Here is a 21,925-nt window from a genome sequence, read left to right as displayed (position 1 = left end):
CAGTTATATAATCAGTTATATAATCAGTTATATAATCAGTTATATAATCAGTTATATAATCAGTTATATAATCAGTTATATAATCAGTTATATAAAAACTCCACTCGGACTTACGTCCTTGAGTGGAGTTTTTATATGATTGAATTGCGTTTTTTAAGTTTTATCGCTCTAAATCTCGGGTTTCTTGTTGTTGGTACAAACCTAATTTTTCTTGTTGAATTGTTTCATTGTGTTTGAGAGCTGCCTGTTTTGCTTGTGCAATTCTCTCCTTTAAGTTGCTAGGCTCTTTTGTTATGCTTTCTTTTTTCTTTAAAACCACTTCATTAGGAGAATATTCCAAAGAATATTCTGGGTTTAATTTTAGTGTATTGAGTTCCTTGGTCGCTCGGTCGATTGTGTAAACTGCTAAAATTGGTTGTCCTTTGGGAATCTCAATAAATTTCAAATTTAGTGTAGAGTTCGGCACATAACTTTGTCTATGTTCATCAAAAACAAAGGCTAATGCCAAATCTTCTTCAGGTGTTCTAATACTTGAATCAAACTTCAAATATTTAAAATTTTTCCCCTCTGTCAATTCAGAAACACCTTGAAAAAGTCTGGGTAAATGCTGCAAAGCCCCTAACTTTTTAAATGTTGTTCCATCATCTTTTAGTCTAATACTATTCAACTGAAGCTCGTGTCGTTTAATGTCTCGCCAAAATTGTTGCGTGCCAAGTCGATAATCTATCCCTAAAAGATGAAGAATATTCTCTTTCTTCACGAACAACTCTATTTTTCTATCGGCTGTTGCTATAAAAATACGCTTATTAAAAAAATTATCTTGAAAAAATTTTGCAACATCATAAATTCTTTCACTATAATTTCTTAAACGAGAGTATTCTGTATAACTCACTGCACGATAACCTCTTTTTTGTGCCATAAATTAGCTCCTGACTACCAAATAAGGAGGCTAAGATATAACTCTCAGCCCCCTATAATTAGGTTTATTTCTGGTGCTTGCCACCCTCCTGTGATAAATCACAGCTATAAATGTAGGTTTATTTCCCGTGCCTACCACGTTATTCCGTAAAACGGACAATAACCGCAAGTTCAAGTGCCTAACCACTGCATGAGGTTTCCCTCATCTACACCATTATAGTACCATGGTTTTAAGCGGAAATCAAGCAATTTTTCCTTATCATTCATCTTAAAATTTGTCTTTCTTTCACTATTTTCTCTACACGTTCAACTTTTATTCTCAAGTCAATCACGTATTTTTCATACCATAAAAAAACAATGCTCCACAATATAAAAGTAAACATAAAGATTTCCTCTACTGGTATCGACACACACTTAATTATTCCTACTAGAATCGCAAGAATTGACATTGGAACGATTGGTAAGAGGAGTACTGGGAAGAGCGAGTTTAAAATCTCCTCATGAAAGGCAACCCTAGATTTTAGTTTGCCAAAATAATAATCTAGATCCTCCATTGTCATGGTTCGATAGTTTTCCATTTCTTCATGATATAAACGTTTCTTTCGTTTATCAAATTGAAAGTAATACTTCACCAAATTTATGAATCTTTTTTTCTCCATTTTTTCACTCCTTCATTTTTTTTAATGCTATTATTTTGCCATAGAAAAAAACGACCTCTTGTGAAGTCGTCTCGATACTTTATTTATTGAGCGAAATGAAAGTTTGGTCGCAATACATTGTCAAGACTTGTAAATACTTCTTCGTCAACATAAGGCGTAAAGAACGTTTTTTCTATTGAAAGCATATCTTCTATCAATCCTCTTTCCATTTTAAAATGTTCTTCAATGTCCTGTATATCTAATAAACGATTAGATAAAATCAACTGAAAGATACTTCTTATCTTTCCGGGACGTTTCAGTGCAATTTCTTTGTCTAAAGGCTCTTCTCTTTTATACTTTTTCAAAGCAATTTGACGGTAAAAATAACTATGCTGTTTTGCAGTCAAAAATCCTAATTTATATGCCTTCATTTCAAGAGCTTGAATAGAAACATTGTACTTTACTTTTAATGGAATATAGCTATCTGGATTGGAACACTTTCTCATTATCGCAAAATCCTTTTTAACTTCTTCTCTTGGCAAAAGAAAACAAGAGGCAAAATAATCCGCTTCGCTCTCAATTTGTTGTTGTTCTTGTTTCTCCATTGAAAGAAAGTCTAAATGCGGATGTAACAATAAATGTCCTAATTCATGAGCTAAATCAAAATTTCTTCGTACAGAAGATTTTTTTATACCAAGCACGATAATTGGTACTTCTTCTGTCGACCAAGCACTATATGCGTCCGCCTTTCCGCCTACATTCTTTTCTAACACGTGAATCCCCGACTTTTCTAAAGAAACGAGTAAATTCGCATTATTTTCTTGAATAGCTAAAAATTCACGTGCCTTTTCTGCGATTACTTCTATTTTTTCATACGTTAACTCCTCATTCAAATAACCACTTACCTTTTCTCGTAAAGTAAGAATCACACGTGGCGGAGCGTTTAGAAAACTCTCTAAATAACGAATGACTTCCGCAATAACGTTCAAATAAACCACTTCGCTATTTGTCTTTTTCCTTGAGGTAATGTCTCCTTTACGATACGCAACACTGCCCTCAGAAAACGTTTTGGGAACGATAAATTCTTCAAAGAAAAAGGCTGTTTTTACTTGAAAAATTTTCTTCATTTCTAAAATATTTTCAAACGAGGGGGTGGTCGCTTGTTTTTCAAATTGCCAAATAGATTGCTCGGATACATTTAATCTTTCTCCAAGCTCCTTACGAGAAAGACCATGTAGCATCCGTACTACTTGTAGATTTTTCCCATAAAACATTGCAATCTTCCTTTCTTGTTGCTATTGAATTGCTTCTTTTTCTTCTTGCGGAACCGTGTACTCGTAGTCATAAACTTCTATGACTTCTTCTTTTTCACCAGTTATTGCTGCATACTCTTCTTCCTCAATTACAATCAAGCTTGTTTGTAAATAAGGTGTTAAATCTTGTATCATATGGAGCTCTCTTGTTTCAATATCTGGTAAAACAAGCTTTACAGACTCTATCACTTTTTCAGCACTCGTCCGATACACAACAATATAAAAACTATCGTAATCTGACAATTCGTTTTCTGGAATTGAAAAATCTTCTAGTAACTCTAACTGAATCGTAACGTTCGGTACTTTTTTACGCCCTTTCCGTATTTCTGCAATTCTAGGAGCATTGATTTTTGCATAGTTCGATAAATATTGACTTGTAGGCTTCTTTAAATCTTTAGAAAAAGTTCGTTGCAAACGATAATCATTTTTTACAATGAAAAGAGATTTTTTATCCTCTCCAAAACAAAACTCTAAATATTCCCAGCTCTCTCCTGCTTTTTTCTTGCAGTACTCTACAAAAGAACTGGTCTTTCTCGCAACGCTATCATCAATAAAATTCCCTTTTGTATATGCAAAACCAGCTGAAACTTCGAGTTTTTCATCCATTTGATTCCGAAGTTCAAGATATTCTTTATAACCATTCAATAAACCGTCTACTACTGATTGTGCTTGACTTGCCTCTAAAACATTATTCTCCATAGAACACACTCCTCGCTGTTGTATTTTCACTTATTATACAACAAATGCAATAGAAATTAAACCAAAAAATACATTTTCCTTATTTTCTTTAAAGTAAAAAATGCTATTTGGAAGAAAGAAATCATTCCGGAGTCCTGTCATTATTTTTTCCTTTTCCTCTTACAATATTTTTAAATCCATTTTCATTTTTCTTGTTCTGATTTTTGACTCTGTATTCGCTCTTTTTCCTGCTCTTTGATGTCTTCCTCACGCAATTCAACTAGCACCTCTTTAATATGCTGGAAATCTTGTAATTGCTGTTCTTGTTGCCTTAATTCTTGACGTAATTCTTTCTCATGCAATTGGTTCTCTTTGATTAAGTCCACTACTTTTTCTGTCGCAATCGTTGAGGAAAGACCTCGCTTTTCTAATTCTTTGATTGCTTGATTATAAATCGACAGTTCTTGATGATATTGCTTTCTGATCTCCGTCTTGTTCGCAAAGGGTGATTGCAGTTCTTCAAGAATAAAACTGTATTCATTCACGGCAACAAGAAATTTTGAAACAGTGTTGTATTCACCAATTTTTTCTTTTAACAGAAGTAGCTTTTCCCTTAGCTGTTGAATGTTTTCCACTCGTCGCTCGATTTTTTGGTTCAACTCAGGAACGTTGTGAATAGCGTGTTTTCTTAAGAACTCTAATTGAGTAGCGTATTCGTTGGTTTGAGAGAGTGTCGCTTTCCGATTGGCGTAACGTATTTTCCTTGTCATTTTCACGTCCAACACTCCACTTTGACTCTTCAACAATTTCAACAAATCTGCCCCTTTTATATGTTCCATAGGTGGTTTTCTCTTGCCTGTTCGTGCCTCCTTCTGAAAATAGTAATTCCAATTCTTTGAAAGTTCTACTGAAACAGATTGACTGACTTTATCAATGAAAACATACTCCTTTGGAATAAATAGGTTTTCAATTTTTGGGTGGTCAATTCTAATCGTCAATCCCCTGCCACTTAGGAACTGAAACGTGTGCGGTGGTAAAAGAATTTTTTCAGTAGGGATATTCATTTTTCTCTCTAGCTGTCGCAAGAGTTGTTCGCCTCTTAAAAAGAAGTTTGATTGCTTATCATTTTGCATGAAATAATAATGAAATTGGTCGCCCAAATGCACCAAATATTTCTTTTCTACTTTATCAAAATCCACTTGGTTTGCGTCAATGAAAATCTCGCCTTCTTCTCCGTCTAAGTGTTCAGCTGCAATCAATAATCCTTTACTCGAAACTTCTTTAATCACTCGTTCATCTAATAAAACAGGGCTATCCACTTCATGTACGTTTGTCTTTATTTGTTGCTCGTAAAGTTCCTCAATTGTTTGTGTTTCCTCTTCTAATTCTGGCTCTGTTTTTTCTGCGAAATGCTGTATGAGTTTCTCAAGGCTCACTCCCTGATTTAAAGCAAATTCTTTCACGTTAATTTTTTCCATTCCGTGAAGTGTATAAACCACTTCGCCAAGACGATTTTTCTTCCACGTAATTTGACACGTTTCTTTTAATTGCTCTTGAAAATCGCTTAGGTTCTCGCTTGTTTGAAACGTTGTCAGAATGGATTGTTCAATGAGAGAAATGACTGTTTGGTTCTGAGACATTCTCTCTTTGATTCCGTTGAACGTAAAGCGGTCATCATCACTTAATTTCTCTGCTCTTGTTTTTCGCTGTTGATTGCCTCCAACAAATTGATACGTTGCATGAACCCCTTCAAACGACACCGCAATTCCTAAGTTTCTTGCCCCCTCTTGAAATTCCTCTACACTTTGACATTTCTCTAAAAGGAAGTTCAATCGTTTGCGGATTTGAGCTTTATAAGTATTTTGATTGCGATACTTTTGATATTGTTGATAATTGCTACTTAGATGTGCATATTCAGGAAGAACAGATAAGCCATTTTCCAAACACAATTTGTCATTAATCGCTCGCAACATTCCAACGGTTTTATACGGAACGGAGCGAAATTTTGTTTGCTTATAAAAACTTGTAGCGTTAAATACAATGTGGTTGTGAATGTGTGCTTTATCCACATGAGTGGCAATGACAAATTCAAACTCCCCTGCCAACATTTCACGCATGAGCTGTTGACCGATTGCGTGAGCTTATTCTGGGGTGATGTTGTCCTCTGGAGAGAAAGATTGAATGATGTGATAGGACGAAATCTCTGCACCACCCGTTTTGCGATAATCTCCTTTGACTGCACGTGCCAAATTTTGAGTCATCAAAAATTCCGTTGTACTTGTTTCTGGGGTCACGTTATAGCCCGTAACAAGAAAGCCGTCTTTCGTTTTATTGCCGTCTGCAATGTAGTGGATAGCGTCTGAAATTTCATTGCGAGTTTGGACTGTTTTTTCTTCATTCATGATGTAACGCAGCACTTCTTTTGAACTTCGCTTGATTGCTTTTATTTTTATCACTTAAGTCAAATTTTATTCCCTTAAAGCTATAATTGCTATTCGGCAACGTTTTTCCGCCACCATTCGTCACAAGATTTTGTAGCAATTCTTTATCTACACGGATACGCCCTTTTTGACGGTTATTTTCCGCCGTAATGCTGACGGTTTCTCCTGCTTTGATTTTCACTTTGTGTGGTGTGCTATCTAGCACGTATGGAGCAGGTACGGAAAGCTCTGTAATCGTGAGTTCTTCACCGTCAATCGCAATATCATTGAGCGTTACTTCCCCATTGCTGCCAGTGGTTACTTCTTTGGATTGAGAACCGTCCAAAAGATTTCCCTCTACCTTAAACTTGGTATTCGGAACAGCCGTTCGGCTTTCCTCATCTACTTTTTTAATTTTTAGGTCACCTGATTTTTGGATTTTGAGGTTGACTGCAAATATAGCAGGGTCATTGATCGCTCCTGCCATGACCGTTTGTTGGGTTGCTTTTTGATAAGTAACAGGAGTACCACTCATACGAGATTTATAAAAACGAAGTTGTCCGTTTTCATTTGAACTTTTCTTTGCTGTAATAGTCAAAGTGTTACCTGATTTTGAATAATCTACATTCGCTCCATTATCTCGAACCGTATCATATCCACCTAAAACTCCATTTGTATCAGTTAAAGTTATACTTTCACCTACTTTTAAAGTTATAGTTTGTTCATTAAAACTTGGCTTTTTATCATAGTTTGTAATTGCGTCATCAATAACTTTCAAAATCGCTTTGTATTCCGCATTACTAACTTTAATAGAACCGTCTACACGCTCAAACTTTTCAATCGACAATCCTTTGGCTGCTTTCCACACTTCGGATTGCACAACCATTTTATATTTTTCATGTCCTACTGGGTCAGTGTCTCGTTTAGGAGCAATATCCACCCATAGTGCAGTCATAAGACCATTTCTTCGATTCCCTTGCAACAATGCAGGTAAGGGATTCTTCACATAACCCGAGGTCACATAGTTGTCAATCGGCATCATTGGCTCAATACAAAACGCAGCAGCACTATTGGCAGGACTATCCCCTGTCGCATAAATATAAATCGGAGCGTCATATCGGTCATACGGCGTACCGTCTGCCCATGTGCCATAAAACCGCCATAATTCGTGGTTATGATACTCCACTGTCACGTCTTGAGGATAATTTACACCCCAGTTTGCACGTGGAGCGGGCTTTGATACCGCCGAAACTTTTACAGGACTAAAAGCCAGTAGCGACACCAATGATTGAGCCAAAACAAAAATCATCATAGCCCATGCAGAAACCTTTTGTTTCCGAAAATACCCTTTTGACTTCTGCCAAACAGGATAGAAACTTCTTTTTATTTGTTGAAGATTTTTCATCTGTTTTCTCCTTTTTCGCTATATGGTGCAATAGTCTGGCAGCTATTCCAAACTTCAACACACTTTTAGCGTTTCACTTTTTCTTAATCTACAATATTTCACTTTGATTGCTTGTTGGCGAGCGTACACGATACATTTCACCACGTCCTTTCTGGTTTTATAAAATAAAAAAAACAACCCATAAGAATTAAGGAGCAATCTTATGAGTTGTCTTTCAATCGAATTAACACTCGATACCTCGTTGCACGCAACACTTCTCTTGCAGCAATTCTGGCTACTTTGGTTTCAAACAATTCTTCTTCGATACTATCTAAAGTTCGTTTTTCTAGCTCTATTTGTTCATCTAACAAACGACTTTCTTTCTGTAATTCTTCTAAACGATTTTCTCTTTCCATTTTGGTCTCCTTTTGATAAAAATAAAAAAACAACTCATAAGAATTGAATTTCAGTCTTATGAATTGTTTTTATTGTTTTTACACACCTAATTTATCCATTAGTGCTTCTGTTGTTGTTTGTGAGAAATTGATTCCTGCTTTTGTTGCACGAACATTTAACCAATGGGGAATTTTTATTGTTTTTTTATCTGCTTTTGTATCTTGTAAATAATCCGTGAGATTGACAGATACTAATGATACAAATTGTGTTGCAGGGTCAATCTTAATTTCACTCACTTCACTTGGAGTCGGAAGTGGGATATTATTTTCTACATTCCATGCAAGTTGAATCCCCAACAAATCTGAGGCATTTTCCAACGCTTCTTCTATATTTGCTCCTTGCGTAGCAGAATCATCTAAATCTGGAAAATAAACACCTAGCCCAACAGGATCTTTTTCAAAAACAGCAGGATAAATTTTCAACATATTTTTTCCACCTCTCTATACGAGCGTTAGGGAATTACTTCCCTAACAACTCTTGTGCTTTACGAACGGTTTTTTCAACTGCAAGAGATACTTCTTTATTGTGAGAAGTTAGCGTGATTGGTCGTACACCTGCTTTTGCAAACTTACGATGACTTCCTTTTCCTCCGCCTTTAATCTCTACAAAACCTAAAGATTTCAGTATCTTTTCCGCTTCTCGTACTGTCATTGGCATATTTCTCTACCTCCTGACAAAATTATAATAGCACGTACAGGGCGTATTGTCAAATTATTTATATGGATTTATCCAACCAGTAGCAGGGTCTTGATTAAATCCGCTATAATCTTCAAAACCATTAGCATCCATCCATTCCCAAGGATCTTGACCATTTGTATCATACCACCCCGCAGGCGGTTTATTCGGTGTTTGTGGTTTGCTTGGTTGGGGAGCAGGTGCCGCTGGTTGTTGCGGTTGTGGTTGACTAGGAGCAGATGTGCTAGGACTTTGTGCTTGCCCTCCGCCTTGAGAACCACCAGAGTTATTCGTACTTGCACCACCGCCACTATTTGCTTGTGCAGTAGGTTGCACGTATTCTCCTGTATTTTCATTATAAACAGGTTGCCCGCTTTGATTTGCTTGTTCTTGTGCTTGTTGTTCGTTTTGAGCGACCTCTGCACCTTTTTTCTCCTCTTCCTTACGTTTTTCTTCCGCTTCTTTATCCTTTTTATCCAACTCCGCTTTGATTGGATTGAGCTTGCCCTCTAGCTCTTTTTTTACATCTGTATTTTTTATCTTGGCTACTAACTCTAAGGCTTTTTTATTTTTCTCTCGGTTTCCTTTGTCTTTTTCGCTTTCGACAGTCGCCTTTCTTGCGTTTTCTATATCAGTAAATTGCACACGTGCCTGAATGACCACATCACGCACTTTTGCTTTAAACGCCGTATCTTTTTCTTTCGTTAAAAGCTGTTTCTCCAATGAAACAATTGACTCGTTTTTCACATCTTTTTTCAAAATGATTTCTTTTCCGACTTCGCTACCGTTCAGCACTTTCACCGTGAACAAATCATTCACTTCCGTTTGTGTTTGGAACATTTTCTCTACATTTTCGACAAAAATTGACACTTCTTTGTCCGTAGACGAAAACTCACTAAACAACTCTTTATATTTTTGATCGTCAAAGGATTTCACTTCCTTTTCATTTTTTTGCAACTCCTCTTTGACCTTGTCAATTTCCTCTTTTTTCAAGTCTTTCTTTAAAAATTCTTGTTTCTCGTCAAGCAATGCTCTCGCTTTGCTAAAAAGAGTTTTGGTCTCTTTGATTTCTTGTTTTAAAGTTGTCTTTACTTTTTCTGTCTGTGCATAATCCGTTTGTGCTTTAATTGCAATTGCTCCTCCAACTAACGCAAGCACGACCACACCACCGACAATTGATTTTCCCTTCGTTGTTTGTAAAAAATTCTTCGTAGTCATTCCCTAATCTTATATTTATTTTTTTTAAGCAAGTAGAGGCACTTGCACCCTCTGTTGTCTACTTTTCATCTTTAGGGTGGTTAACAGCAGTGGGGAAACTGCTTTTGGGTATAAGATAAAGAGCCACAATACTTACAGTTGTTGTCTAGTAGCGAGCTAGACAACAAACTTCACATGAGATGACTTGCCTGAATAGGCAACGCAAGTAGAAGGACTTGCACCTTCATTCATCTATCTGCTATTACTGATTAGATTATGATACTTGCGGTAGTTGCCTAACCTATGAGAGCTAGACAACATTTGTAAATTTATTTATAAAAAACGAAGGAGAATTTCCCTTAAAGTAGGGAATACAAGCAAAGAGAGTTGAACCTTATGAATAGCCCTAAACTTTTTACCGAAAATGGAGGGGAGAACCACTTTCAGCAAAAAGTGATTTGCTATACTTGTTTTAAAAAACAAATACTCTAATGGTAAGAGAAAATCTTTCGTCATCTCTCCATTTAATTTGTGGATAATATTTTCAAACTTCCATTCCAACCATATCAAGCACAACACTCATCTCAAAATCATCTAATTCTGACTGAGAACAAGGAAAATTACATATATCCTCTCCTTCCTTAATCAACACATCTAAGATAATAGTATCTTTGCTATTATCATAAAAAGATAGAGTCACTCCACTATCACTTTCCCTCACATTCACAATATAACCATTATCTTCCCCGAACCTCTTAATCTTCCTGATTAACTTCTTATTCAAAATTAAACCTCCTTGCAGAAAAAAACAGCCACGCGGAATCATTCCATGTAGCTGTTCTTGTAATGTTATTTAATTCTTGATTGGATTGTAAGTTGAAATAACAACTTTCTTTCTACCTACGATAATAAAACGCTTAGCATTTATTTTTTTAAGGTCACCTTATTTATTCTTTTGGAATCCTTCCCAGTCTTTCATAAATTGATCAATTCCTTTGTCTGTCAACGGGTGAGCCCACAATTTAGGGAATAAGTCTCCCGGAATTGTTGCAATATCTGCTCCTACTGCTGCAGTTTCCTCCACATGAGCAAGCGAACGAATACTTGCTGCGATAATTTCTGATTTCAAACCATAACTGCTTAATACGTGTTTCAATTGTGCAACCATTTCCACACCGTCTGTTGCAATGTCGTCCAATCTTCCAACAAAAGGACTTACATATGTCGCCCCTGCTTTTGCAGCAAGAAGTCCTTGTGCAACGCTAAAAATAAGCGTTACATTGGTTTTAATCCCCTCTTTTGAGAGAATATTCACTGCCTTTAATCCTGCTTCTGTCATTGGAATTTTTACTACGATATTTTCTGCCCATGTTGCAAGTTCACGTGCTTCTTTTACCATACTTTCAGTATCTAGCCCAATTACTTCCGCACTAACAGGACCTTTGACAATCGAACAAATCTCCTTCACGACTTCTTTAAAATCACGTCCCTCACGTGCAATAATCGTAGGATTTGTGGTAACTCCGTCTACCAATCCCAATGCGTTAATACGTTTGATTTCCTCAATGTTTGCTGTGTCTAAGAAAAATTTCATTTTTTTATTTCTCCTTTTTCTAGCTGTGAAGTGCTGAAGTTGGCTCACTGCCACTGACTTCAAAACGCATTTCTTCGCTTTTCTTTGTCTAGCTACGAAATGCTGAAGTCAGCTGGCTGTTCGCAACGTCGCTTGAAACTAAAGTTTCAAGTAAATAAACGACGTGGCTCACTGCCTCTGACTTCAAAACACATTTCTTCGCTTTTCTTTGTCTATATTTAAAATACCTTTTATAGATAAGTTCTACAAAAGCATTTCAATATACCTTCTATCATGATATTTCAATTTTTCCATTTGGTCAACAAAAATTTTTATACGCTTTCAACTTCTTACTTCTTTTGTTAAAAAAACGATACGGGCAATCCTTCTATTTTACAGGTAAAACCGAATTTTTTCCGATTTTATTGTTTTTTATCAAAATAAACAAAATCAAAAGTTAAAAAATTCGGTTTTTAAATCTATTCCTTATCCTTGCCCATAATAAGCATTTTCCCCATGTTTTCTGAAATAATGTTTGTCTAATAAATAACTAGGGATTTTTTCGTGATGATTGGATAAAACTTCTGTTCCAAGTGCCATGTGAGCAACTTCGTCTAGTACAATACTATTTTCCACTGCTTTTTCAATGGTTTTCGCCCATGTAAATGGTCCATGATTTCTCGTCAAAACGGCTGGAACTGCTAAAGGATTGAGTTTTCTATTTCTGAATGTTTCGACAATGATTGCACCTGTATCTTTTTCGTAACTGCGAAGAACTTCTTCTTCTGTTAATTGTCTTGTAATAGGTACTGAGCCGTAGAATGTGTCGGCATGAGTCGTGCCATATGGCAGTAAATCACGACCTGCCTGTGCCCACATAACAGCATATTTAGAATGTGTGTGAACAATCGCACCAACTTCCTCAAATTCTTTGTATAAAACAAGATGAGTAGCTAAATCTGAGGACGGTTTAAGAGAGTTTTCTTCAAGCAAATTTCCCTCCAAATCCGTGACAACCATTTGCTCTGGGAGCATTTCTTCGTAAGGCACGCCACTTGGTTTAATCACCACGACCCCTAATTCTCGGTTTACTTCACTCACGTTTCCCCATGTCAATACGACCAGACCACTTTTTTCTAGTCGAATATTTTCATGACAGACACGTTCTTTCATTTCTTGAATTGCTTTTATTTCAGTCTTTATCAAGATAATTTGCCTCCTTTAACCATTTGGAAACTTTTTCCCATGATTTTTCCACTTCTTGTTCTGGATTCTCAGCGTTCTCACTCCACATTTCCATAACAAATGAACCGTTATATTCTAGTCGTTTCAATGTTTTCAAAAGTCCTACAAAATCAACACAGCCCGTACCAAATGGCACATCACGAAATTGCCCTTTGAACGTGTCTGTTACAGCCAGTGTATCTTTTAAATGAATGGCTGAAATAGAGCCAATGCCACGTTCTAATTCATAGGCTGGGTTATTCTCACTCCATGCAGATAAATTGCCTAGATCTGGGTAAACTTGCAAATATGGGGAAGAAATTTGCTCTTTTATCTGTAAAAACTTTGTGATTGAATTGATAAACGGATCATCCATGATTTCAATTGCAAGCACGACATTTTTTTCACTTGCAATTGCCACACATTTTTTCAGATTTTCGATAAAATTGTTGCGTGTTTCCATTGATTTTTCTTCGTAATAAACATCATATCCTGCTAATTGAATTTGCCTAACACCTAAATCACTTGCCAAATCTACCGCTTGTTTTAGCATGAGTATTGCTTTTTCCTGTGTCGCCTTATCCTTTGTTCCAAGCGGAAAACGTCGGTGTCCGCTCAAACAAATTGAAAGAATCGGAACACCTACGGAGAAAATGGCATTACGCAAGTCTTCACGTTCTTCTTTTGACCATAAAAGTCTCTTTAACCTTTCATCACTTTCATCAATTGACATTTCCACAAAATCAAACCCTAGTTTTTTCGCTAAAGTCAACCGCTCATACCAAGAAATATTTTTAGGTAATGCCTTTTCATAAATACCAAACGTTGCCATATTATTCCCCCCAAATACGTTTCAATTCATTTTGGAAAGCAAGTGCTGCCTCTTTAGGATTTTCAGCAGAAGTAATGCCTCTACCAGTAATAAAAGTATAGACCTCTACACCTTCAAACAATTTTAATGTATCCACATCAAGTCCACCTGTTACAGAAACACGAAAGCCCATTTCAATCAATTTTTTTACTTTTGATAAATCTTTTTCTCCCCACGTTTCTCCTGCAAAGAGTGCGTCACGACTTTGATGATAAATCGCTTGTGAAATACCCGCTTCTAACCATTCTTGTGCTTGCTCATACGTCCAATCGCCATAAAGTTCCACTTGAATTTCGTCTACTTCTTTATTTGCTGCTTTCATGGTAGGAATCGTTGCAGAACAAATACACGTCATCCAATCTGCACCAGCTTTTTTTACATTTCCAGCCACAGTTCCACCTGCATCTGCACATTTTGTATCTGCAACAATTGTTTTTTCTGGAAATAAAGCACGCACACACTCAATTGCTTTTTTCCCCTCTTGCAAACACAAAATCGTTCCTATTTCTAAAATATCCACAATTTCGCCTACAACAGCCACATCTTTTAAAGCACTTGCTAAATCATTATGGTCAAGTGCAATTTGTAAATTTGGTTTCATAACTTCTCCTTTTCACTTCGGTGCATGAGAAAAGGAAAATTCTCCTCATGCACCTTTGATATTTTTTTACTTGAACTTTTTCTCTAATTCCGTTTCACTCTGAATACGCTCGCTAATTTCTTTTGCGTTCATTACGTTTTTTACGCCAACAATGGTTACGCCTTTTTTCTTGGCATCATCAAACATATTGAGGAAATTTAGTGGACAAAACACCACATCGTATTGCCCTGCTGTACTTTTCCCCTCAGAAATCGCACAATGGTGAATTTTTGTAATCGGAATTTCCAAACCTTTCAACGCTTTTTCTACACTTCTTTTCATCATTAGGCTTGTTCCAGAGCCGTTTGCACATGATACTAATACTTTCATTTTAAAGTCTCCTTATTTTTTATAATCGTTATTCTAAAATCCCTTTGTTTTCTTTGTATTGTTCATAATCTTCTACGATTAGGAAATAATTTTTAGGATCTTTGCGGTATTCGAGTTGTGGGATAATGACTAAAATCAATATCACAACTGCTACACCAAAGAAACCTAAGAATTTCATCAATACGGTAAATCCAGGCCATAATGTATCCCAGTCAAACATTCCAAGATACCCTCCATATTTGGATAATCCTACCCAGCTTGCAATAAGAGCCGCACCGACAACTTGGATAATTCCTGAGAAAAATGGAAGGATCATTGCAGCTTTTGCTCCAGCTCGTTTGTTTGCATAAACGGCAAATACTGCATTGTCAAAGAACAGCGGGATAAACCCTGCGATAATGATGACAGGCGATTTGAATACAATCAACGCACCAATCGTCAAAAATTGCCCTAACGCTCCGAATAAAAAGCCGAGTGTTACTGCATTTGGATGCCCGAATGCAAATGTCGCTGCCACATCAATTCCCGGAACAGCCCCCGGTAAAATGGTATCTGAAATCCCTGTGAAACTCTCTGTCAACTCTGCTACGAAAGTACGCACCCCAAGTTGCAAAATCGCAAGATTTACAGCAAATTGCAAGGAAGTTGTCATAATGTAAAAGAGAAAACTTTGTTCTGCTGTGATAAATTGATTTTCCACAAAATAGTCATGACCCAATACGGACATGATAATGCCGAAAAAGACGAGCATTAAAATACCTGTTGCCACCATGTTTTCATTGAAAATCTTTAAGAACCCCGGTAATTCAATATCTTCCAAATGACGAGCTTTTCTTTCTTGCTTGTTTGAATGTTTTTTCATCACATCCGCCACTTTTGATACTAATGCAATTCCGAACATTTGCTGGTGAGCAACGGCAAAACCTGCTCCGTCGGTCAATTCTTGTGTTAAACCAACGGTTAAGTTTGAACCAACTGCCCAATATAAACCTAAAATCAAGCCCATAATGGCAAGGACTTCGATTCTTCCAAGTTCTGGGAAACAAAATAGCAATAACCAAAATGCTGTCGCCGCTTGTTGCACTTGCACATTTCCTGTGGTAAAGACGGCACGAAGTTTTGTATATTTTTGGAAACGCACGAGTAAAATATTGAAAATAAACGCAATCAAAAGCAAAATCATCGCATCTCCAAATGATTTTCCAAATGTCTTTTCAACCCCCTCGGTAATTGCATTTTGCCCAAAATATGGGTCAATAACGGTCGCATCTAGGTTAAATCTCGTTTTCAACCCTGCTAAAATCGGGCGAAAATTATTGACCAAACCGCCTGAACCGACCATTAAAATCATATAGCCAATGGTTGCCTTTAAAAATCCTGCAATACATTCAGAAATCGTCTTTTTCTGAAGAAGATAACCAATTAGCACGATGAAACCAATAAAATAAGCCGGCTGTGTCAAAATGTTTTGAGCAAAATAGCTCCAAACTTTGAGTAAAAATTGTCCTATATTTTCCATTGTTTGCCTCTTTCTTTTTGTTTGTAGTTTCAGACTATCTCTAAAAACTCACGTTTACCTAAAATTGCTAGTTTTGGCTAAAACGGAGTTTTTAGAGGTGCCGATATTTATCTAATAGTGAAGTAGCTAACTTATTCTCGAACGAACTTTTCCATGACTTTTTTGTAGTCCTCCATTGTCTCAATTTCGTTGAGGGATTCGATTATCCCTTCTGTCATGAGGAGTTCTGAAAGATTTGAGATATTTTCAATGTGTTCTTCAGCATTTTTCGCTGCAAGAGTGAAGAATAATTTGGCTTGTTTTTCTTCGTTTCCTTCCTCAAACGAAACAAACTCTTTCACTTTGGTAAACGCAATCGCCGTTCCTAGCACACCTTCACTTTTTTCGGAGGAATGAGGCATCGCAACACCCGGAACTAGCACGATATACGGGCCATATTCCTTTACACATTCGATGATTTCCTCGATATATTTTTCTGTGATAATTCCTTTTTCAAGCAAATTTTCGCCCGATAGACGCACCGCCTCCTCCCAATTGCTTGGCGTTTCATCTACAATGCGAACTAAATCATTTTCTAAAAAATACTTCAACATTTGATTTCTCCTCATGTTCTTTTCAATTATAAAAACGACGGGAACGGTGTGTCATTTTCTACTACAAAAGCATCGCTAAATCCTCGGTCAAAATTAAATTCTAATTTGTCCTTATCCGCTGGATAATTAAATTCTCCGCCCACTTGCCAAATAAATGGTTTAAACGTATATTGCAGGCGATCTTTTTTGAATTTCCAAATCTCTGTAATTTCCTTTGGATCTGCCATGAAATTTGACCAAATATCATAGTGAACAGGAATGACCACTTTCGCATTGAGGCTTTCTGCCATTCTTAACATATCAACAGAAGTCACTTTATCCGTTATCCCACGTGGGTTTTCACCGTATGCACCAAGACAAACGTCAATTTCATTTTCATTTCCATGTTTCGCAAATAAATTGGAATAATGAGAATCCCCTGCGTGATAAATATTCCCACCACTTGTTTTGAACAAATAATTCACCGCAATCTCATCCATGTCTTGTGGCATTTTACCTTTTAGCACGATTTCTGGATTGCTACAAGTCACTAAAGCGGTGCGGTCAAATGCTTCAAGTGCTTTAATTGTTACATCTTTCACTACTACTTCTTCATTTGGATGAATGACAATCACTCGCTCACTCGGCACTCCCCAATTCAGCCATGTATTGACCACTTCACGAGGGCCGATAAATTTAGCATTTGGACAATTTTGTGCCACTGCTGCTGCTGTATTAATATCCAAATGATCCGAATGAATATGGGTCACCACAAGTGCATCGACATTTTTCACGGCAAACGGATCCAACACAAACGGTTGAGTACGCAAATTAGGTTGTTGTTTTTCCACACCGCTCATTCTCATCATCTGATGTCCTTTGACCATTTTACCGCTGCCATGCGTGCGTTTGCCTGTGCCGCACCACAAATCACATAAAATATTCGTTCCCTCGTGCGTTTTCAACCAAATTCCCGTACAGCCGAGCCACCAAATCGAAACCGTCCCTTCTGCTACTTCTTTTTCTTCGATTTCTTCGTTTAAGTACGTTCCCCACTCTGGAAATGTACTTAAAACCCAGCTTTCTTTTGTCACTTCTTGAATTGTTTTAACCATGATGTCCTCCTCAAATGATTTCTTCCTTGTAAATTGAAAATCTCGAGCTTTCAATTTTTTTTGCTCAGCTTTTTTGAGCTAAGCGTGATAAACTTGCGCTAAGTTTTTCTATACCTTTATGATACCTAGAAAAGAAAACAGTTACAATATATTTATATGAACATTTGTTTGATTTTATGAATATTAATAAAGTTTATATGATAATTTTGTATTTTTTAAGAGTGAAACGCTTTCTTTTTCTTGATTTTTGCTTATAATAAAAGAAAAAGAAAGTATTATTATGGGCACCTCTAAAAACTCCGCTTAAGACTAAATTAGCTAGTTTTTCGATTTTCGAGGAAATCGACGAAAGCTATGTGGTTCATAGTTTGAGGAGATTGACGAAGAAAATTGGAAAACTAGCAATTTAGGATAAGTGCGAGTTTTTAGAGGTGCCCTTATTGTAAAGGAAAAATTGACTTGACAACTGTGGAGGAAAAACAATGAAAAATTCTATCAAAAATGTAATCGAACGACAAAGTTTGCTTTACCAAGCATTGCAAGAAAACAATGAATTAACCGTTGCAGAGCTTAGCAAATATTTGAAATGCTCTGAGGTAACCATTCGCCGTGATCTGAGCAAGCTAGAAAAAATGGGAAAAATCTTTCGCAAACGTGGCAAAGCTGCCTGTATTCCAGAAACACCAATCAATGAAAATAAAAATGAAGAAATACAGCGAATTAAGGAAAATATTGCCTCGGTTACCGCAAAATTAATTCCAGAAGGAAGTACTATTTTTGTCAATTCTTCTTCTATTGCTATGGAAACGGTCAAAAAACTTGCTGATAAACGGCTGACCATTTTGACCAACAATGTGCGAATTATTGACAGCGAACAGCACCCTGAGACGACCATTTTGCTTTCTGGTGGCGAAGTTCGTTTCCCTCGTGAAATTTTAGTCGGAGAGTTTGCTGCCTCCTTTTTTCACAACATGATTGCCGATTTTTCGATTATCGGCAGCTACGGTGTGACGTATACTGCCGGATTAACCACTCCACTACTAAACGAGGCAGAAATCAATCGCATCATGATTCAAAATACTTCTGGCCCTATTATTCTTGTCGCAGATTACCGAAAAATTGGGTTGATTACTAATTTCAAAACGGCAAGTATCAAGTCTATCAATTATTTGATTACCGACATTTATGCCAACCAAGAAATCATTCGACAAATTGAGGCTCAAGGCGTGCAGGTGATACAGGTGAATCCTTATTGATAGGAAAAAAGCAAGGATAAGTGAGCAATTCCTACTTATCCTTTCTTTTTCGGCTACAAGTTGCAAACTTCAAAACGTCGCTCTTCGCTTTTCTTTGTCTAGCTGCGAGGAGCAGGAGTTTGGCCGCTGTTCGCAATACCACCTGAAGCTCTGCTTCAGGCAAGTAAATGGCAAGGCTCACTGCGACAAACTCCTAAACGCCCCTCTCGCTTTTCTTTTTTCATTTCGTGATCGTTTGATATACACTGTTAGTTTCCTCAGCTGTTCGATAATTGAGATAGTACACTTTTTCTGGTGTTTTTATCTCAATCATTTTCCTCACGTTGTTGTGTATCAAAAGAAAACTTGATTTTCCATTGACTGTAAACTCCCCAGTGTTGTAATGCTTTGAGTTTGTTCCTGCAACTTTCACGACATTTTTTAATTTTGTATCAATAAGCTCGATGCTTTCGATTTTGCTCTCAGGTATTTTCTTTGTCGTCAAAAAATGATGTAACACCAAAGCATTTTTTTCTTTTTGAATGGTGAAAGGCTGTGGTGTAAAATCATTATAAGCAAGCATAAGGCTTAGAGAGGTGATAAGCACTATGATAAAGCCAAAAATGCCAATCAGTATTCCTTTTCCTATTTTTGTTCCTAAATTGATTGTAATCTGCAAATTGGTGCGATAAGGAACGAATAATCTTGGATCGTTTTTGTTAATGTAAACCCCGTATCGCCAATATTTGTCCTCGTTCGCCTCTTCTATTATTTTGACTCCTTGTAAATGAAGATTCATTTGCTGACGCAATTTCGCCAAAAGAATAAAAAGAGACACAATCAAGAAAATGGTGGCAACCAAAAGAATTACCAGTGCAAAAATATTTTTTTGATAATCTGTCGTACTAAGTCCAATACTGGTTATAAAAATGAGAACGGCTGAATAACCTATCAACAATAAAATCATTTTGTTCCATGCTTTTTTTCGTATCGAAGAAAGAATGAAATTGATTTTTGTATTGTAAGTAATCGCCTTAACAGGCAATTTGCGAACGGTTTTATACAAATAAAGGAGTATTACGAGAAACAAAACAATCAAAATACTCAAAGTAAAAATACTGCTCCACATTTTTGTATGTTGCAGTAGATACACAAGGCTTACAATACTTGAAAGGATAGGCATACAAAACCAAATAGGAGAAATCACTCCCTTCTCCTTTTGAGAGACGACATGAGTATCAATCAAAACCGTTCTTTTTTCATTTTCCTCAGTCACTCCTAGCATTTTTTGCTTAAACTCTTTTACTTCACCAATCGCAAGAATATGCTCCCAAAAAATAAGGGCAAGCATACCAAATAGCAAGAAGAAAAAAGCAAAAAGTTGTATAGAGTCAAATGGAATGAACGAGGTCAAGCAGCTTAACACACAAGTGATAATCACCGTCGCACTCATTCTTTTGAGCATAGTCGTAAGAACTTTCTTGACTGTTGTGTGATGCAATAGTTCGCTTGGCAAAGTATTTTCTAGCACAATATTTTTCTGCGATAGTTGTGTGATATACATTGCAACAACGAGAACAACTCCTGTAAACAAGAGAATAGCAGGAAATATAATATAGAGCATCATTTGCACCTACTTTCTTTCTAAATCGTGATAAATTTTAGTAATGGTCTCATTCATTTCTTCAAGAGAAATATTGTGAATTTTGGCAAGTGCCATAAGTTGCAAGAGAATCTCCTGAAATTTTGCTTGGTTTGTAAATATCTTAGGCGGTGTCGTTACAATTTTCGTTCCACTTCTTCTATCGCTTACCAAAATCCCTTCGTCTTTCAGTGCTTGATAGCCTTTTTGAATGGTCATCATATTGACACCTATTTCTTCTGACATGGCACGCACACTTGGTAAATCCTCTCCCCAGTGCAATTCTCCTTTTGCTAAACCTAAAATCACTTGGTCGTGAATTTGCTGATAAATAGGGGTTTCGCTTTCGAATTGGATCGTCATCAACATTTCATCACTTCCTTTCATGTTGTTTATATATGTATTATAACATATAATACAATAAATACAAAAAAAGAAGTTCTCAACGAACTTGACTTTTATAGCGATTAAAAAAAGTGTTAGCGAACATCTTCCAGCTAAGTTGAAAAATAGCGTGAAATTTAACTGGAAGATTGATGAATTCGCGGGGGATTTTACGGGTAACTCTAAAACCTCATACTTACCCAAAATCGCTAGTTTCCAGATTTCCTAAAAACAAGAGAAACTAGCTGATTTTGGATGAAACGGAGTTCTTTTATTTTATCCTCAAAAGATTCTCCCTCAACAAAAACTCATCCTTAAACGAAATAAGCAAAGTAAATTGATTATTTGTGCGATAGCCTGTAATCGTTTTGTAGGCTTGATAAGGAATTTGTTTAGCGAATACAATCAATTCGTCTGTGTTGTAGCTGGTTAATTCTAGTTGGTTTGTTTCCTCGTAAACGCAGGCTTCGGTTAATTCTGTTGAAGTTAACTCGTGCAATACGCTTGGGGTATGATTTTCCTTGCGAGGAGCAGTACGAAACCATGCTGGTGCCATAGAAATCTCGTAGTGTGGGAATGTTTCGGTAATCTCAAACATTTTCGTTAGCACTTTTTTCAGCGTAGAATATTGTGCCTCGTACTCTGGGAAAATCATGCCAATTTCTTCGTTTTCATTCGGTAATAGCTGAAATCCCCAACTTTGACCAGAAAGATTCATGCGAATAAAACGATTGTTCATCGAAACAAGCGTTCCTTCAGCGTAAAAATTCAAGAAATCTTCTTCTTTTTTAGCATAGCTTGTCTCAAAAAAGCCAATTCCTTTGAGTAAATCATGGTAGTATTTCGTTGCCGTCTCTGGTGATTGATGATAATGCTCGGCAAAATAAGCATTTACCACACTTGGCGGAGGAGTGAGTAAGTCTAATAACTGCACAAAAATCATGTATTGAATATCTTCCTTGTCCGTTGCTTTCTTCGCCAAAGCCTCAGCAGTTTGCTTTGCAGACAAAGAAGAGTCGGCATCCATGTCGCCACCTGACAAGTCAAAAATCTTGTTCGCCAAATATTGACGGTCAAGCTCCATCCAACCACCGTTTTGAATGGCATAATCTATAAACTGGTCAATCATCTCTTACACACC

Annotated in this window: 24 protein-coding genes and 1 pseudogene; 1 reads left to right on the top strand and 24 read right to left on the bottom strand. The window is 36.8% G+C overall.

The annotated features are described in order from the left end of the window. Nucleotides 1–160: 160 nt before the first annotated feature. The 20 genes and pseudogenes from B5D30_RS02170 to ulaG form a co-directional block, all read right to left on the bottom strand. Nucleotides 161–919 (bottom strand): PBECR4 domain-containing protein, encoded by a 759-nt coding sequence (locus B5D30_RS02170; RefSeq protein WP_078806392.1) that lies wholly within the window; start codon nt 917–919, stop codon nt 161–163. Nucleotides 920–1,181: 262 nt separating this feature from the next. After that, nucleotides 1,182–1,577, bottom strand: coding sequence for a hypothetical protein (locus B5D30_RS02165; protein WP_078806391.1), 396 nt, complete (start codon nt 1,575–1,577; stop codon nt 1,182–1,184). An 83-nt stretch (nt 1,578–1,660) separates the two neighbouring features. Next, complete coding sequence (locus B5D30_RS02160; RefSeq protein ID WP_078806390.1) at nt 1,661–2,830, bottom strand: spr1629 family repressor/antitoxin; 1,170 nt, start codon at nt 2,828–2,830, stop codon at nt 1,661–1,663. A gap of 21 nt (nt 2,831–2,851) precedes the next feature. Continuing rightward, on the bottom strand, nt 2,852–3,568 hold the full coding sequence (locus B5D30_RS02155) for a spr1630 family ClpXP-sensitive toxin (RefSeq protein ID WP_078806389.1): 717 nt from the start codon (nt 3,566–3,568) through the stop codon (nt 2,852–2,854). Between the two features lie 182 nt (nt 3,569–3,750). Beyond that, nucleotides 3,751–5,025 carry a hypothetical protein gene (locus tag B5D30_RS02150; protein ID WP_407675488.1) on the bottom strand — a complete coding sequence of 425 codons (1,275 nt, stop codon included), beginning with the start codon at nt 5,023–5,025 and terminating at the stop codon, nt 3,751–3,753. Nucleotides 5,026–5,487: 462 nt separating this feature from the next. Further along, nucleotides 5,488–5,949, bottom strand: a pseudogene (locus tag B5D30_RS14440) (relaxase/mobilization nuclease domain-containing protein); the annotation flags it as partial. After that, nucleotides 5,942–7,372 carry an MSCRAMM family protein gene (locus B5D30_RS02140; RefSeq protein WP_078806386.1) on the bottom strand — a complete coding sequence of 477 codons (1,431 nt, stop codon included), beginning with the start codon at nt 7,370–7,372 and terminating at the stop codon, nt 5,942–5,944. The pseudogene B5D30_RS14440 and the gene B5D30_RS02140, both read right to left, overlap by 8 nt. A 200-nt stretch (nt 7,373–7,572) precedes the next feature. Beyond that, nucleotides 7,573–7,767: a hypothetical protein gene (locus B5D30_RS02135; protein WP_078806385.1), complete on the bottom strand. Its 195-nt coding sequence runs from the start codon at nt 7,765–7,767 to the stop codon at nt 7,573–7,575. A 78-nt stretch (nt 7,768–7,845) separates the two neighbouring features. Further along, a complete protein-coding gene (locus B5D30_RS02130) occupies nt 7,846–8,232 on the bottom strand; it encodes a type II toxin-antitoxin system HicB family antitoxin (protein WP_078806384.1) in 387 nt (128 codons plus the stop codon). 34 nt (nt 8,233–8,266) lie between these two features. Beyond that, a complete protein-coding gene (locus tag B5D30_RS02125; RefSeq protein WP_200806697.1) occupies nt 8,267–8,464 on the bottom strand; it encodes a type II toxin-antitoxin system HicA family toxin in 198 nt (65 codons plus the stop codon). A 54-nt stretch (nt 8,465–8,518) separates the two neighbouring features. Then, nucleotides 8,519–9,700 carry a hypothetical protein gene (locus B5D30_RS02120; protein ID WP_078806383.1) on the bottom strand — a complete coding sequence of 394 codons (1,182 nt, stop codon included), beginning with the start codon at nt 9,698–9,700 and terminating at the stop codon, nt 8,519–8,521. 523 nt (nt 9,701–10,223) lie between these two features. Then, nucleotides 10,224–10,463: a hypothetical protein gene (locus B5D30_RS02115; protein WP_078806382.1), complete on the bottom strand. Its 240-nt coding sequence runs from the start codon at nt 10,461–10,463 to the stop codon at nt 10,224–10,226. Nucleotides 10,464–10,622: 159 nt separating this feature from the next. Beyond that, nucleotides 10,623–11,273 (bottom strand): fructose-6-phosphate aldolase, encoded by a 651-nt coding sequence (fsa, locus tag B5D30_RS02110; RefSeq protein WP_078806381.1) that lies wholly within the window; start codon nt 11,271–11,273, stop codon nt 10,623–10,625. A gap of 465 nt (nt 11,274–11,738) precedes the next feature. After that, nucleotides 11,739–12,458 carry an L-ribulose-5-phosphate 4-epimerase AraD gene (gene araD / locus B5D30_RS02105; RefSeq protein ID WP_407675486.1) on the bottom strand — a complete coding sequence of 240 codons (720 nt, stop codon included), beginning with the start codon at nt 12,456–12,458 and terminating at the stop codon, nt 11,739–11,741. After that, entirely contained in the window at nt 12,445–13,308 is an 864-nt protein-coding gene (locus B5D30_RS02100) for an L-ribulose-5-phosphate 3-epimerase (RefSeq protein ID WP_078806380.1), read from the bottom strand. Before B5D30_RS02100 ends, araD begins: the two co-directional genes overlap by 14 nt. Before the next feature lies 1 nt (nt 13,309). Continuing rightward, nucleotides 13,310–13,948 carry a 3-keto-L-gulonate-6-phosphate decarboxylase UlaD gene (locus B5D30_RS02095; RefSeq protein WP_078806379.1) on the bottom strand — a complete coding sequence of 213 codons (639 nt, stop codon included), beginning with the start codon at nt 13,946–13,948 and terminating at the stop codon, nt 13,310–13,312. A 66-nt stretch (nt 13,949–14,014) separates the two neighbouring features. Continuing rightward, entirely contained in the window at nt 14,015–14,317 is a 303-nt protein-coding gene (locus B5D30_RS02090; protein WP_078806378.1) for a PTS sugar transporter subunit IIB, read from the bottom strand. 28 nt (nt 14,318–14,345) lie between these two features. Further along, the gene (locus B5D30_RS02085) at nt 14,346–15,836 is read right to left on the bottom strand and encodes a PTS ascorbate transporter subunit IIC (RefSeq protein WP_078806377.1); all 1,491 of its coding nucleotides are present in this window, start codon (nt 15,834–15,836) and stop codon (nt 14,346–14,348) included. 131 nt (nt 15,837–15,967) lie between these two features. Beyond that, nucleotides 15,968–16,429, bottom strand: a complete 462-nt coding sequence (locus B5D30_RS02080) for a PTS sugar transporter subunit IIA (protein ID WP_078806376.1) — start codon at nt 16,427–16,429, stop codon at nt 15,968–15,970. A 26-nt stretch (nt 16,430–16,455) separates the two neighbouring features. Then, on the bottom strand, nt 16,456–17,523 hold the full coding sequence (ulaG, locus tag B5D30_RS02075; protein ID WP_078806375.1) for an L-ascorbate 6-phosphate lactonase: 1,068 nt from the start codon (nt 17,521–17,523) through the stop codon (nt 16,456–16,458). 482 nt (nt 17,524–18,005) lie between these two features. Here ulaG and B5D30_RS02070 point away from each other — a divergent pair, with 482 nt between their 5' ends. Next, nucleotides 18,006–18,779, top strand: coding sequence for a DeoR/GlpR family DNA-binding transcription regulator (locus B5D30_RS02070; protein WP_078806374.1), 774 nt, complete (start codon nt 18,006–18,008; stop codon nt 18,777–18,779). 31 nt (nt 18,780–18,810) lie between these two features. Here the strand turns inward: B5D30_RS02070 and B5D30_RS13425 are convergent, their stop codons facing one another. From B5D30_RS13425 to B5D30_RS02055, 4 genes are all read right to left on the bottom strand, one after another. Further along, the gene (locus B5D30_RS13425) at nt 18,811–18,960 is read right to left on the bottom strand and encodes a hypothetical protein (RefSeq protein ID WP_159443172.1); all 150 of its coding nucleotides are present in this window, start codon (nt 18,958–18,960) and stop codon (nt 18,811–18,813) included. Nucleotides 18,961–18,999: 39 nt separating this feature from the next. Further along, nucleotides 19,000–20,382 (bottom strand): PH domain-containing protein, encoded by a 1,383-nt coding sequence (locus B5D30_RS02065; protein ID WP_159443171.1) that lies wholly within the window; start codon nt 20,380–20,382, stop codon nt 19,000–19,002. A gap of 9 nt (nt 20,383–20,391) precedes the next feature. Next, on the bottom strand, nt 20,392–20,769 hold the full coding sequence (locus tag B5D30_RS02060) for a GntR family transcriptional regulator (RefSeq protein ID WP_078806373.1): 378 nt from the start codon (nt 20,767–20,769) through the stop codon (nt 20,392–20,394). Between the two features lie 286 nt (nt 20,770–21,055). After that, nucleotides 21,056–21,913, bottom strand: a complete 858-nt coding sequence (locus tag B5D30_RS02055) for a hypothetical protein (protein ID WP_078806372.1) — start codon at nt 21,911–21,913, stop codon at nt 21,056–21,058. Nucleotides 21,914–21,925: the final 12 nt, after the last annotated feature.

The sequence above is a fragment of the Pilibacter termitis genome (genome assembly GCF_900167335.1).
In the GTDB taxonomy this organism is placed as follows: Bacteria; Bacillota; Bacilli; order Lactobacillales; family Streptococcaceae; genus Pilibacter; species Pilibacter termitis.
This window is presented reverse-complemented; position numbering and strand designations above follow the sequence as displayed.

What these genes read in the sequence shown, in the direction of transcription:
- ulaG (WP_078806375.1), bottom strand. Translation starts at nt 17,523, where the DNA reads ATGGTTAAAACAATTCAAGAAGTGACAAAAGAAAGCTGGGTTTTAAGT.
- B5D30_RS02130 (WP_078806384.1), bottom strand. Translation starts at nt 8,232, where the DNA reads ATGTTGAAAATTTATCCTGCTGTTTTTGAAAAAGATCCTGTTGGGCTA.
- B5D30_RS02080 (WP_078806376.1), bottom strand. Translation starts at nt 16,429, where the DNA reads ATGTTGAAGTATTTTTTAGAAAATGATTTAGTTCGCATTGTAGATGAA.
- B5D30_RS02085 (WP_078806377.1), bottom strand. Translation starts at nt 15,836, where the DNA reads ATGGAAAATATAGGACAATTTTTACTCAAAGTTTGGAGCTATTTTGCT.
- B5D30_RS02165 (WP_078806391.1), bottom strand. Translation starts at nt 1,577, where the DNA reads ATGGAGAAAAAAAGATTCATAAATTTGGTGAAGTATTACTTTCAATTT.
- B5D30_RS02070 (WP_078806374.1), top strand. Translation starts at nt 18,006, where the DNA reads ATGAAAAATTCTATCAAAAATGTAATCGAACGACAAAGTTTGCTTTAC.
- B5D30_RS02120 (WP_078806383.1), bottom strand. Translation starts at nt 9,700, where the DNA reads ATGACTACGAAGAATTTTTTACAAACAACGAAGGGAAAATCAATTGTC.
- B5D30_RS02090 (WP_078806378.1), bottom strand. Translation starts at nt 14,317, where the DNA reads ATGAAAGTATTAGTATCATGTGCAAACGGCTCTGGAACAAGCCTAATG.
- B5D30_RS02095 (WP_078806379.1), bottom strand. Translation starts at nt 13,948, where the DNA reads ATGAAACCAAATTTACAAATTGCACTTGACCATAATGATTTAGCAAGT.
- B5D30_RS02160 (WP_078806390.1), bottom strand. Translation starts at nt 2,830, where the DNA reads ATGTTTTATGGGAAAAATCTACAAGTAGTACGGATGCTACATGGTCTT.
- B5D30_RS02065 (WP_159443171.1), bottom strand. Translation starts at nt 20,382, where the DNA reads ATGCTCTATATTATATTTCCTGCTATTCTCTTGTTTACAGGAGTTGTT.
- B5D30_RS02055 (WP_078806372.1), bottom strand. Translation starts at nt 21,913, where the DNA reads ATGATTGACCAGTTTATAGATTATGCCATTCAAAACGGTGGTTGGATG.
- B5D30_RS02135 (WP_078806385.1), bottom strand. Translation starts at nt 7,767, where the DNA reads ATGGAAAGAGAAAATCGTTTAGAAGAATTACAGAAAGAAAGTCGTTTG.
- B5D30_RS02170 (WP_078806392.1), bottom strand. Translation starts at nt 919, where the DNA reads ATGGCACAAAAAAGAGGTTATCGTGCAGTGAGTTATACAGAATACTCT.
- B5D30_RS02150 (WP_407675488.1), bottom strand. Translation starts at nt 5,025, where the DNA reads ATGGAAAAAATTAACGTGAAAGAATTTGCTTTAAATCAGGGAGTGAGC.
- B5D30_RS02155 (WP_078806389.1), bottom strand. Translation starts at nt 3,568, where the DNA reads ATGGAGAATAATGTTTTAGAGGCAAGTCAAGCACAATCAGTAGTAGAC.
- B5D30_RS02140 (WP_078806386.1), bottom strand. Translation starts at nt 7,372, where the DNA reads ATGAAAAATCTTCAACAAATAAAAAGAAGTTTCTATCCTGTTTGGCAG.
- B5D30_RS02100 (WP_078806380.1), bottom strand. Translation starts at nt 13,308, where the DNA reads ATGGCAACGTTTGGTATTTATGAAAAGGCATTACCTAAAAATATTTCT.
- B5D30_RS02060 (WP_078806373.1), bottom strand. Translation starts at nt 20,769, where the DNA reads ATGTTGATGACGATCCAATTCGAAAGCGAAACCCCTATTTATCAGCAA.
- B5D30_RS02125 (WP_200806697.1), bottom strand. Translation starts at nt 8,464, where the DNA reads ATGCCAATGACAGTACGAGAAGCGGAAAAGATACTGAAATCTTTAGGT.
- fsa (WP_078806381.1), bottom strand. Translation starts at nt 11,273, where the DNA reads ATGAAATTTTTCTTAGACACAGCAAACATTGAGGAAATCAAACGTATT.